Here is a 12,725-nt window from a genome sequence, read left to right on the forward strand (position 1 = left end):
GCTCCGAACGAATACCGTAAAAATATCCAATAAACATCATTTTAAATAAAACGATAGGATGGATTGACGGACGTCCATTGTTTTCACAGTAATAAGGGCGTAACTTCTCTTCAATAAAATCAAAACTAATTGTCGCTTCGATCGCACGAAGGAAATGATCTTGTGGAACCAACTCTTCTACAGAAACAGATACACGTTCATCACGATGATTTTTTAAAGCACCCATCATAAAAAATCTCTCCTTTACCTCTTTTTATCAGTGTTGACACATAAAAAGAGGTTCAGACACAAAAACAGGCTGTGGAGAAGACTTTCTCCACAGCCTGAAAAAAACATCTTATATACTATAAGATGTTTTTTTATCATTTAGATTTGTAAAATATTTCGTATTTCTTCTATATCTAAACTTGTAAACTTCGTAATATCTTCTATTGGCATTCCGTTTTTGTGCATACCACGAATAAGCTGTATTTTCCCTTTTTCAATACCCTTTTCTATGCCTTTTTCAATTCCTTTTTGTTCTGCATAAGCAAACTTTGCAGCCTCATCCATCAAAGCTTTCTCCCTTGCTTCATACGCTTGTCGGAAAGAAGAATCTTGACTCATACGTTCCCATTTATTCATCGCTTTTTGTAAAATTGGGTCTTGGTTCATCGCAATATCCTCCAATGTTTGGGTTAATTGTTCATCCTCATTCGCTGGAAGCAATAACAACCAACGAACAAATGAATCTTCCCAGGGATTTACTTGTTCATTCCGCCACTGTTGCATGAGTTTTGGAATCTCTACGATGTGAACTTCAATATCACTACTTAATACCTTCTGTTGTTGCTGATTCCATAGGATTCCGGTTGTATGGAATGCCTCATATTCAGGAAACATAACGAAATTTAATAAATTGATCGTAATTGTTTTATGAAGAGAGCTATATGGCATTCCTTTTTGAAGTTGGGATGTGTATAGCCTTCCCCAGTAATATAAACTTCTCTTAATCATGTCATGATTGTTATTCAACTGTATTTCTACATTTACCTTTGTACCTGTATCTAATGTAGCAGAAATATCTAAAATTGATAATTTATCTTCTTCATGTTCTCTGTGCAAGTGTGGATCTTCTAATTGCAAAGAAATAATGGGCGATTCTAAAGAACCTTGCAACATAGCGTTTAAAAACGCAATTAGAATATCTTCATTTCCACTTGTGCCAAATAATTGTTTAAAAGCAAAATCAATGCGTAAATTCACTAATTGTTGATTGGACATGGGTTTTCCTCTCCCCATCTCATAAGATGTTTTTCTTCTATTGTACATAAAAGAGTGGTACGCATGCAAACAAGCCCTTACGTAAATATACATAAAAGCCTACTTATAGCATTTATTGTATAGAACGGAGAATTGTTGATTGTAAGAAAAACTTGAGTTTATTATACAAAATAACACAATTAATTCAACAAATTCTTTCGGTTATTAGCAAAATTTATAAATTTATATAATATTTCACAAAGACGAGATCCCCAAACTATACCAATTAATGTATGATGAAAATAAGGGATACAAGACTAGCAATGAAATACATAATATCTAGACTTTTTATATTATAAAAAAATATGAATGGGAGAATGATAGTATGTTGAAAAAGAAACTAGGTAAATTAGGTGTAGGAGCTTTAGCATTGGGTGCTTTAATCCCTTCAACTTCCGCTTTTGCAGAAGAACCAACAACACTTTCTACTAATGGGATAAGTTATGAACCAACAAATTTATCACACACACAAATCAGCGAAGATTTCAAAGTTGAAATTTATGATAAAGATCAAAATCTAGTTAAAGTCTATAATAAAGAAGAACTGGCTCAATTCAACCCACAGCTTTCGTCTACGCCTTTAATTGGGGCTCAAAATAATACAATTAATCCTTTAGCAGTGAACTTACCCGCCACTTAACGTCCTAACGGACTGTTTAAAGTGGGGGCTTCTCGATTAATCATTACTTTTGATAGCTAACGAATTTGTCCTTAGACAGCCGAACTAACTCCCTTGTTCCAAAGGTTTTTTTATTACAATTTATCTTAACGCTAATAGGCGTATTGCTTCATTTTTGATATTGATAGCTGCGTTATAATCTCTATCGAGATTTACACCGCATATACAAGAATAGATTCGTTCAGACAAAGGGAAAACTGAGGTATAGAAATTCTATAAACAATATGTTTTTCAATATATTATTTATTTTTTATAATTGTACATAAATAAGTGATTTACATGCAAACAAGCCCTTATATCCATTGACATAAGAGCTTGTTTGACACCATACATAATTAACAGATTAGTTAGATTTCATAGAAACTGAAAGATTGCCTACTGCAAGAAAAACTCACGTTTAGTATACAAAATACGAACCAAAATGCCAATACATAAGTTCATACAATATAGTCCAATACATTTGAATTTCTATCCAATCCGATGAGTCAAAGCACCATTTCGCTTCATTTCTTATCCAAACAAAAGGATTTGTGCGCCATTTTTTAAAATTACTCTCCAACTGTCACATAATAACAGTCACATAATAATAGCCACATACCTTTAAGGGGTACGGAAACGATTCTAGGAGGGAAACATTTACAAGTTACCTTAATGAGCATCAATGTTGGGGAAAATATCGGTTTAGAAATACATCCCAATGTTGATCAATTTTTACGTATTCAACAAGGTCAGGGGATTAAGAGTAAAGATAATTTAAACTTTAAAAGAAATGCCTATGATGATTTTGCAATAATGATACCTGCCGGAACATGACATAATGTAACTAATACAGGTAATATTCCATTAAAACTTTACTCGATATATGCTCCTCCAAATCATCCATTTGGTACTGTTCATGTTACTAAAGCAGATGCATTGGCTATGAAAGAAGGTTTTAGTCATAGAAATAAGAATACAGTTAGTTATTAATCAAGCTGCAATATAAAATCTATAACTGTATTCTAAAAAGGGTTCTGTTGCAAAGTTTAAAAAAAGTATAAACGAATCGGTAAATAGGGAGAAATATTTAAGCATTGGCTAGTAATTGTTGTAATTCCTTGGATGTGGAAAAAACGAAGTTTGTTTGATACAAACTTCGTTTTTTCTTATATATGGCCTGAATGGTTTCGATTCCTTTTATGGTACGTGAAGCATGACGAAGACTTTGAAATCCTGCGGATTTGACAAATCGTCTCTTGACATGACAATGATCCTGTTCGATGAGATTATTCAAATGCTTAATTGTACAATGAGCTGTATGTGTATAGAAACCGTTATTTCTTAATTTTTTGAACGCACAAAGTAAGGCTGGAGCCTTGTCTGTTGTGAGAACCGTTGGTTCTCCAAAATGTTTATCCAATCTTTTCATAAAGGCATAGGCAGCTTGATGATCACGTGTTCGACGAAGTTGAATATCCAAAGTATGTCCCTCTCCATCAATGGCACGATAAAGGTAACGCCACTCCCCTTTCACTTTGATGTAAGTCTCATCTAAATGCCCGGTCTGGTGTGCCGTTTTATTTTTCTTTTTCCAGATTTGATAAATCAGGTGGCCATATTCATGAACCCAACGCATAATAGTTGTGGGATGAACTGAAACACCACGTTCTTTCAAAATTTCAGAGACATCACGATAACTTAAAGAAAAACGACAATAGTAGCCAGCGGATACTAAAATAATATCTTGTTTGAAGTGTTTTCCTTTAAAATATCTCATGTATCTTACTCCTCTAATCATTTTTCTTACATGTTAACTTCTCGTAGAAAAATTTGCAACAGAACCAAGCAAGATATAAGTAGCTAAAGCTGAAGATGGTAATTCTTTTCGTTCATTTTCTAGTTTCACGATGTTTAATAATCCATCGAAAAACTTAACCCCATGAACCTTAAAGTTCTGCTGGGAAAAAGCCATTTGCGTATTCATAATGTTGCTAACTCCTTTCAAAAGAGCACAAAAAAGGCACTGTCATACCACGTATACAAAAATACTACTCTTTAAAAAAGCAATACATGTATAACCACGGTAAACAATGCCTAAAAATACGCAAGAAATCCCCTTTTTAAGTTGCACAAATACATAAGATACAGTGAAATTATCTTATAATTTCATGCAAATCAAAAAAGGTTTAGAAGCTTTGTTTACCGCGCTCTAGAAAAAGATTTAAAGTTTCAGCGATTCGCGGTTAACCCTAATGAGACAGTTGGCCCTATTTCATTGGGCTGATGAACCTTTTTTTGCTTTATTATATTTTATTTTTACATTATATAAACATTATATTATTAATAAATGTATATATTAAAAAATGTAAAGTTAATAAAGTACCTACATCATATATAGTTTTTTTCATGGTTGCAAGCTGATTTTCAAAAGTAACAACCTGGTGAACTTAACACGAACGAAGATCTGCACATTAAAAATCCACATGATCGCCTCTCAATCAAAAACCAACTAGATATGGTTTAAAATCCAACTACCCTCACAACAATCACCCGATCAATTGTCACTCAATCAACACACCACCTTGATTTCGTTACCATTACACCTCTAATCAATACGAGTCACCCACCTAATCACCGGTCACTTAATAATAACGCATTTAGTTTTCCCTCGGTAGATTGAGCAGTGATTAAGCGAGTGATTTTATTGTATTGAATATAGTTTCAATCAGTCAATTAATCACCGTTCACTTACATAGTTTTTTTGTTCGTATTTTAAAAAGCGAACGACCAGTGATTGAGTGGTTGAGAATCAATCATAGGTTTTTTTAGTTACAAAATTAACTCTCGAATAAACAGCAAAGTATACAGTTGTAGTAATAAACATGTTTATTAAACTATTGTTCTGCCAATTAATTTACGTTAATTCTCAGAACAACAGTTTAATAGTACTTAATTTTTATAATAAACCTATGGTTATTATAAAGGGGATGTTTAAATGAGAAGAATTGATTTGATACCAAAACCATTTTTTAAAACTATAGGGGAACATGGTACAACTTATTTTGTATATGGATATAGAACCACTAAACCAAAGTTACATTTAGGAGAATTTAGTTCACTAAAAGAAGCTAGACAATTCATCTACAAATATGCTTATGAAAATCCACAATGGCTTAATGTAGACGGAGATATTAATGAATATAACAAAAAAACTTCTAGACCTGAAAGTAAGAATAAATTGTATAAAGGAGTAGTTAAAAAAGAATATATGAAGTATGCCAATTTCAAAGATTGGAAGAAATAAAAGTAGCTAATTCGTTACTTTTTTATTTTGTAAAGAAAATGGAACCCATAAGGATTCCATTTGCATCACGTTGTTCTATAATCTTTGTTTCTAATATCCATAAATGCTAGAATCATTATGATCGTGCATAATAATTTGAGCCAACGAAACTCCTGGTCGAACATTATACCAGAGAAGAATTTATAAGCATATAACAAGCCAATAGCGGGAAATAGCCAAGTCATGAATTTTAAATCTTTTAGGTGATATTTATAATTATTAATCTTTTTCCACATATATATCAACTCCTGTAAATATATATAGAATTAAAATAGTAACTTTGAATTGATCATGTTATTTATCAATGAATTTAGTCTCAGTAAAAATACTAAGTGTCCTAAGGATTTAGAAAATAAAAGAGACTAGCAAAATAAAATGTCCCCTATAAAATAGACACTTGAAAAAAGTCTATTCTATAGGGTATTTCTTGTATATTAAAAGGAAAATTGGGATCGGAGAATGTTGAAAATGACAAAAAAGCTATTTACAGAAAGAGAAATTCAAATTCTATCAAATAACCTATACGTAAAATCTGTAAGTCAGAAAGGTATCACTTATACAGAGGAATTTAAGCATATTTTTATTGAGGAAAATAAAAAAGGAAAGCTACCTCGAAATATTCTTGAAGAATGTGGTTTTGATATAGATATGATTGGAATGAAACGGGTTATGTCATCGGGAAGTAGATGGCGTGCTGCTTATAGAAAAAATGGTGTATTGGGTTTAAGGGAGACACATATCGAAAACGCTGGAAGAACTCTTGAGAGAGAGCTTACGTTAGAAGAAAAGTATGCCCGTTTAGAAGCCGCACGAAACTTACTAAAGGCGGAAAACGAATTGCTAAAAAAAATCAAACTTATGGAAGGGAGGATGAGAAGGAAATAACACTACCACCTAGTCAGAAATTCATCATGATTCGTTCTGTCATCATGAAATACAACTTAAGGAATATGGTCAGTTATTTGTGTAAAGTATCTGGTGTATCCCGTTCGGGATACTATAATTACTTTTCAATTTCATCTCAAGAACAACGGAAACAAAAGAGTGATCGAGATGAAATCTTGAAGGAAACCATATTAAAAGCACTTCGATTTAGAAATAGAAAGAAGGGGGCTCGTCAGATAAAGATGACATTGGCGGGTCAGTTTCAAGTTGTCTACAATTTAAAGCGTATCCGTAGAATTATGAAGAAATACGAGATTGTTTGTCCGGTTCGTAAAGCGAATCCTTATAAAAGAATGCTTAAAGCTACAAAAGAACATCGAATAGTACCGAATCAATTAAATCGAGAATTTAAACAAAACACCCCAGGGAAAACACTTCTTACAGATATCACCTATTTAGTTTACGGTAAGAATCAAAGGGCCTATTTATCTACAATTTTAGACGGTTCAACTAATGAAATTTTAGCTTACCATGCTTCAGAACAGATGACATTAGAGCTCGTAACGACAACTCTCCATAAATTAAAAAGGAATCCGCGGATTCGATTGACTGAAGGTGCTTATATTCATTCAGATCAAGGAGCCCACTACACAAGCCCTACCTATCAAAAGCTAGTCAAAAAAGCTAAACCTTGGACAATCCATGTCAAGAAGAGGAAACTGTTGGGATAACGCCCCACAAGAATCGTTTTTTGGTCATCTGAAAGATGAAGCTCATATAAAACCTTGCGCGTCCTTTAATGAATTGAAACAAGAGATTAAGAAATATATGACGTACTATAATCACTATAGATATCAATGGAATTTAAAAAAGATGACTCCTGTTGGATACAGAAATCATCTTCTTGATGTTGCCTAACTTTTACAAAATGTCCTTTACAAAGGGTACAGATTAAAATGATAGTCTCTTTTATTTTTTCCCGAAAAACTTAGAGAAAAATCCGCCTTTTTGTTCAGTATTTTCTTGTTTCTGAGCATTTGCACTTTTTTGTTCTTGAATTAATCGTATAGTGCTCATTAGTTTTTCGTCACGTTCCTCTAGACGTTTATTAATTCTATCGAAATTGTCCTGACTTTGTTTAGCTACAGCAGCGAAGAATTCCATATTTTGCTTTGTTAATTCGGCGGTCACTTTAGCTGTAACTTCCTCAGTGATTTTTTCTGTCAAAGCCTCAATCAAGTCTGTATTTACCTGTTGTGCTTTAACTAGCGATGTTTCTTTTTGCTCATCATCGTCATCAATCTCTTCCACATAAACATTACGAATAACAGTGGGATCCATATCTAAAAGCACTACAATTTCGTGCTTTTTCTTTGACTCTGAATAATAATGTTTTATTTTTTTTACTGTATCAATACTATCCTTATGAACATATTTAAGTTGTCGTTCTTTTTTAATGTTCAAGTACTCATCAAAATCATTCAACCATCTGCGAAGAGTACTTTCGGGTATATCAAGCATGGTTGCTACTTCAGATACACGATAATAACCATCGCTTAACTGTTCATCAATCATTTGCTCACCACCTAACTATATGTTACCTGTCCTATAGTACATTATATAGAAATTCTATAGAAACTAAAAGGACACCTTTTCCAATTACGTAAAATTTCATGTTTTTGCGTCTGATCACTCAACCATTCGTTGCTCATTTATTGGGTTATATATCAAAAATGCCTGTCTTGTTGAGCGGTGATTAGTTGGATGAGCGTGATTAATTCCTAAATATGTACAAAACCATCTCGTCATAGCGGAAATAAATCCACTCATATATCAATGAGTTTTTACATATTTTCAGTTGCATCCGATGGTTATTAGGTACAAATAGCGGGATTAATTATCGAAATAAATACGTAAATATAACCCGTAATTATTACGGTAATAATTACGGGTTATATTTCGGAAGTATTTGAACACTTTATATTAAAGGGTTCTTGATAAAATATTTGAGATGTATTATAGTTAATACATCTCATATTTCGGAAGTATATCCCGAAGTATCTACGGCGTTTATCGCGGGATTGAATTCCGTAATATTGATATTACTTTTTGTATCTATACATAAATTTTACTTTTTATTAAAGGTGGTGTGAAATTAGTGTCTAATATATCAATGAGTAGCAATGAAATTATTGATGTACTCTGTGAGAATTTAAATGACGGAATTTGGGCTCTACGTGTACTATACGCTGAAGGTGCAATGCACAAAGAAAAGCTATGGGATTGTATCAACCAGTATCATAAAGAATATCAAATAGAGAATGCAAAGGATTATGAAGGAAAAAAGATACTTCCATCGCGATATTCTTTGGATATTATGACTGCACGACTTGAGGGGGCAGGGTTGATATCTTTCAAACCATTTGGGCGCGTTCGAGTTTACGAAGTAACAAATCTAGGCAATGTTTTAATCAAAGAACTAGAAAAACGAGTTGAGAAAAACAACTAAAATATATATTTGAGGGAGGATATACATATGGCAGGCAATTTTTCAGAAATCGAAAGCCAAGGAAATATTAGCTTAAAATTTGGATTCTTAGGACTAGGTATGGGAGGATGCGCAATCGCAGCGGAGTGTGCAAATAAAGAAACACAGATTAAAAACAATAAATACCCTTATCGAGCGATTCTTGTTAATACAAATAGCCAAGATTTTAATAAAATTGAGATTAAAAATACAGGGAATGTCCGTAAAATTCAGTTAGAAGGATATGAACAAGGTGCAGCTCGTAATCCACAGGTTGGTGAGGAAGCATTTGTAAAACATGGAGCAATGATTTTTGAAGCAGTTAAACAAGAGTTTGAAGATCGTGACTTTATCTGGATTACTTGTGGCCTTGGTGGTGGAACAGGAACTGGAGCTCTTCTAAAGGCAATCGAAATGCTCTATGAACATGATTACAATTTTGGATTATTACTGACTTTACCACGTGATGCAGAGGCTTTAAAAGTATTAGAGAACGCAACTTCACGCATTCGTAGTATTGCTATGAACCAAGAAGCTTTTGGTTCAATTGTATTAATAGATAACGCTAAACTATATAGAAAATTTGAAGAGGAAAATCCAAGTGCTTTAGCAAACGAATATACTAGCTATAGTAACAAATATATTGCTGATGCATTACATGAGATTAATCTAGTTACTTCATCATTTACACCGTTTTCAGATACACATTTTGATGCGAGTGAATTTGCTCAAGTAATTAATACACCAGGCGTTTTATCATTAGCAAAACTAGAACTAAAATCAAATCAATTAGACACTGAAAACCCGCTAGGTTACTTGACTCAATTAGGGAATGCACTAGAAAAAGGTGTTTTATACGATACAGAAAGAGAAGAGCTAGAAAGTGCTAAAAAGAGTGCACTTTCTATCGTTACATCACCGCTACGAGCAGGTCGATTATATAACTTCTCTTTCCTTAACCAAATGGAAAACTTCTTAAAAGAAAGAACTCCATATGTAGATGAACGTCCTATAGCTCCATATGTTAATAAACATACAGCGAAAAAAGAAGAAGATATAGTAAAATTCTATTCAGTTGTTGCTGGACTACCATTGCCAAAACGTGTGAGTGATATTATTGATGAGATTACGAGAATTAAAGAAGAACGTGAGCAAGCTAATTCTAAGAAATCAAATGCTGTTTTAAATAAACTTTTTGCATTTGATGATTCAGTACAAGAAGAAAAACCTAAAAAGAAAAAATTGAATTTTGGTGCTGAACCTGAAGTAGAAGTTGCTGACGATTCACAACCAGCAAAAAAGAAATTATCATTCTAAACAAAAGACCGACAAATATAATTTTGTCGGTCTTTTTCTATTTCATTAGCAAAAAAACTACAATGCACAAATGATTAATCTATTATATTTTCTGTATGTGTAACATGTCTTTATATAATGTGATTGTTTAAAAAAATTGTTAGGCCGTCCTAACGATTTTATTCAAATGCTTGAACCTCAAAAAAAATGTTCGGTTAAAACATGTCTTCCGTCCGAACAATTTTAACAGAACCAAAAGGCTATATAAATCAATGTTTCTAGCGGATTCTTAGAAAGAGAAGTAATCCAAACTTCAGCGTACGAGTTTTAGTATCTAGATTAGCGCCAATTCAGCTTAAACTTTTAATAATTTACAACTAAATTTTGCTGTAATAAGCTATATAGAAATGGTTGTTATTTATTTAAAATAAATTCGAGTTATGGAGTTGCATATAATGAAAAGTACAACGTATAAATATACGAGCAAAGGCACACACAAATCTTTTCGTTTAAAAGAGGCCGATATATTTGTATTCACATTTTTATATTACAAAAGGCATCTTACTACACGACAAATTACTCAGCTTTATAGTGCATTTGAGGGTAGAGATTTTTCTGAGGATAGTGTGTTTACGAAACTTAATCGTTTTTCAAAATATGGTGCTATCCTGACTAAAAAAATTGATAAAAGAGATAATAGTATAACCAGACGTACGACATTCTCCTTAAAAGATAGAATGGTTGATTACCTTCAAGAATTAGGAAGGATTCCTGCAGGATCTTCAAAACGTAGATATTCTTCTTCAATCTCACTACATACACTCTGCTCACGTGAAATATTAGTACGCACACTTTTAGAAGTGTCGAAAAAGACCAATACGAATAAGATATTATGCGAGTTAGATATTCGCTCATATCATCAAAAACAAAAGAAAACAGAAATTGAAGATGCAGGTTTACTCCTAATTCCTGATGAACACATTTCATATAAAGACAAAAATATTTACATTGAAATGGATATGTGCAAAGAAACCAATGCTACCTTAGTTGAAAAGGCCCCAAAACAAAAAAATGTACATTTTTTTGTTTTGGGGTATTTGCTTTTCTTAGTTTGATGGTGATGTGGTGGTACCCCACATCCATCAACTTAAGGATTTAGACTATTTTTGAAGCTAAAAGCACGTTACTATTCTCTTATGTTAATGAGAAAGGGTGACGTGCTTTTTATGAATATGCATCAAAAACAAGAGTTATCTTTATTTGCCGAAGAGTTATATCGATATATGTCTCCCGCTACACTTAATCAATTAGCTACAGAAGCAGGCGAAATGAAACGAAAACGTAAGTGCCACGGGCACCACCTCTTATCTTTGTGTGTATGGTTAAATCAACAAATCGCTACTACCTCTCTTACTCAACTTTGTAGTCAATTAGAAACTTCAACAGGAATTTTATTAAGTCCGGAGGGACTTAATCGACGATTTAACTCGGCTTCTGTAGCCTTTTTCCGAACTGTATTTACTACACTTTTACAAGCTAAAATTGGAGGAGAATCTAAGATTTCTCATTCTCTTTCTTCTTATTTTGAGCGGATTCTCGTCCTTGATTCTACAACCTTCCAAGTTCCAGATCGATTCGCAACTACTTATCCTGGTGCCGGAGGATGTAGTCATACAGCTGGTGTGAAAATTCAACTAGAGTATGACTTGTTGAGTGGAAAATTTTCTGATGTGGAAATTGAACCAGGAAAACGAAGTGATCAGGCATATAGTGCAACTCGAACAGGCATGGCACAAAAGAATGAACTATATATTCGTGACTTAGGATATTTTCGTCTACAAGACTTTAAGTCTATTCAAGATAAGCAGGGATATTATTTATCACGTCTTAAGTTACCAACTAAAATATATAGAAAGGAATTTGAAACAGTAGTATTTAAAACAAAACCCGCTCAATTGAAACCGGTATATATACAAATTCATTTGGAAGACATCATGAAACAATTACAACCTGGCCAAGTATATGAATTACATGATGTATATGTAGGGAGTAAAGACAAACTGCCTACTCGCATTGTGGTTTATAGATGTACCGAGGAACAAAAACAGAAACGCCTACACGATCGAGCGATTCGCGAAAAGAAAAAAGGGATTACATATACAGAGCGTACGAAACTTTTACAAGGAATTACGGTATATATGACAAATATTCCTACGGAATGGGTACCAAAAGAGAAAATCTATGATTTATATTCACTACGCTGGCAAATTGGCGTGTCCAGATAAGGACACATTATCTAGTTGGTGAAAGTCCAATCGGGAGAATAGACTCCACTCCCGTAGCCTGAGAGGCGCCATGAAGTGAAAGCGACATGGCGAAGCCCTCTGACATCACATGCAAAAGGCATGTGGGCAAATCTCCAGGTTGTAACGTACAGTGAACGTAGATGTAGCCTCGTTACACGCAATTCCGGTGGCTGAGACGGTCGATAACGTGCGAAAGCAACAAGAACTGACCGAAACGAGTCTGGAACGGCAGTTCTCACCGGGCGGGGTATCAGCGGCGACATGGAGAGAAAGATAATGTGGAAACTGGAGAAGCCCTCGACACCCGATGAAGAAACCTCATCGAGGAGACCGTCTCTATAACCGCGATCGGGAAGTGAGAACGGTAGGTGTCAGGGTGGCGGAACGGATCGTAGTACCAGAGATCTG

General features: G+C 33.8%; 10 protein-coding genes and 5 pseudogenes. 8 read left to right on the plus strand and 7 right to left on the minus strand.

Features of this window, described 5'->3' with window-relative positions; genetic code table 11:
* Both C4S65_RS32710 and C4S65_RS32715 read right to left on the minus strand, forming a co-directional pair.
* Positions 1–229, minus strand: a 229-nt coding sequence (locus tag C4S65_RS32710; RefSeq protein ID WP_181032170.1) for a transposase, incomplete at its 3' end; no start/stop codon positions are given.
* Positions 230–366: 137 nt separating this feature from the next.
* Positions 367–1,263 (minus strand): Rpn family recombination-promoting nuclease/putative transposase, encoded by an 897-nt coding sequence (locus C4S65_RS32715; protein ID WP_103945879.1) that lies wholly within the window; start codon positions 1,261–1,263, stop codon positions 367–369.
* Positions 1,264–1,627: 364 nt separating this feature from the next.
* Between C4S65_RS32715 and C4S65_RS32720 the strand changes: the two genes are divergently transcribed.
* Positions 1,628–1,942 carry a hypothetical protein gene (locus tag C4S65_RS32720; RefSeq protein ID WP_103945880.1) on the plus strand — a complete coding sequence of 105 codons (315 nt, stop codon included), beginning with the start codon at positions 1,628–1,630 and terminating at the stop codon, positions 1,940–1,942.
* A 120-nt stretch (positions 1,943–2,062) separates the two neighbouring features.
* Here the strand turns inward: C4S65_RS32720 and C4S65_RS32725 are convergent.
* A pseudogene (locus C4S65_RS32725) lies at positions 2,063–2,170 on the minus strand (zinc ribbon domain-containing protein); the annotation flags it as partial.
* Positions 2,171–2,608: 438 nt separating this feature from the next.
* On the opposite strand from C4S65_RS32725, the pseudogene C4S65_RS32730 reads away from it, so the two are divergent.
* Positions 2,609–2,950, plus strand: a pseudogene (locus C4S65_RS32730) (cupin domain-containing protein); the annotation flags it as partial.
* 97 nt (positions 2,951–3,047) lie between these two features.
* Here the strand turns inward: C4S65_RS32730 and C4S65_RS32735 are convergent.
* On the minus strand, positions 3,048–3,737 hold the full coding sequence (locus C4S65_RS32735; RefSeq protein ID WP_103945881.1) for an IS6 family transposase: 690 nt from the start codon (positions 3,735–3,737) through the stop codon (positions 3,048–3,050).
* A 33-nt stretch (positions 3,738–3,770) separates the two neighbouring features.
* Positions 3,771–3,944, minus strand: coding sequence for a hypothetical protein (locus tag C4S65_RS34790; RefSeq protein ID WP_181032171.1), 174 nt, complete (start codon positions 3,942–3,944; stop codon positions 3,771–3,773).
* A gap of 1,011 nt (positions 3,945–4,955) precedes the next feature.
* Between C4S65_RS34790 and C4S65_RS32740 the strand changes: the two genes are divergently transcribed.
* Positions 4,956–5,264, plus strand: a complete 309-nt coding sequence (locus tag C4S65_RS32740; protein WP_103945882.1) for a hypothetical protein — start codon at positions 4,956–4,958, stop codon at positions 5,262–5,264.
* 65 nt (positions 5,265–5,329) lie between these two features.
* Here the strand turns inward: C4S65_RS32740 and C4S65_RS35580 are convergent, their stop codons facing one another.
* On the minus strand, positions 5,330–5,539 hold the full coding sequence (locus C4S65_RS35580) for a hypothetical protein (protein ID WP_103945883.1): 210 nt from the start codon (positions 5,537–5,539) through the stop codon (positions 5,330–5,332).
* Positions 5,540–5,762: 223 nt separating this feature from the next.
* Between C4S65_RS35580 and C4S65_RS32750 the strand changes: the two are divergent.
* Positions 5,763–7,106, plus strand: a pseudogene (locus C4S65_RS32750) (IS3 family transposase).
* Between the two features lie 51 nt (positions 7,107–7,157).
* Here the strand turns inward: C4S65_RS32750 and C4S65_RS32755 are convergent.
* Complete coding sequence (locus tag C4S65_RS32755) at positions 7,158–7,763, minus strand: DUF3967 domain-containing protein (protein ID WP_103945884.1); 606 nt, start codon at positions 7,761–7,763, stop codon at positions 7,158–7,160.
* Between the two features lie 598 nt (positions 7,764–8,361).
* Between C4S65_RS32755 and C4S65_RS32760 the strand changes: the two genes are divergently transcribed.
* From C4S65_RS32760 to C4S65_RS32775, 4 genes and pseudogenes are all read left to right on the plus strand, one after another.
* Positions 8,362–8,697: a hypothetical protein gene (locus tag C4S65_RS32760; protein WP_033710312.1), complete on the plus strand. Its 336-nt coding sequence runs from the start codon at positions 8,362–8,364 to the stop codon at positions 8,695–8,697.
* 27 nt (positions 8,698–8,724) lie between these two features.
* Positions 8,725–10,032 carry a plasmid replication protein RepX gene (repX, locus tag C4S65_RS32765; protein ID WP_088060556.1) on the plus strand — a complete coding sequence of 436 codons (1,308 nt, stop codon included), beginning with the start codon at positions 8,725–8,727 and terminating at the stop codon, positions 10,030–10,032.
* Positions 10,033–10,466: 434 nt separating this feature from the next.
* Positions 10,467–11,066 (plus strand): annotated as a pseudogene (locus C4S65_RS32770) (replication-relaxation family protein); the annotation flags it as partial.
* Positions 11,067–11,237: 171 nt separating this feature from the next.
* Positions 11,238–12,281, plus strand: a pseudogene (locus tag C4S65_RS32775) (IS4 family transposase); the annotation flags it as partial.
* Positions 12,282–12,725: the final 444 nt, after the last annotated feature.

Origin of the sequence: Bacillus sp. ok061, assembly GCF_900108285.1 — a bacterium.
In the GTDB taxonomy this organism is placed as follows: domain Bacteria; phylum Bacillota; class Bacilli; order Bacillales; family Bacillaceae_G; genus Bacillus_A; species Bacillus_A thuringiensis_S.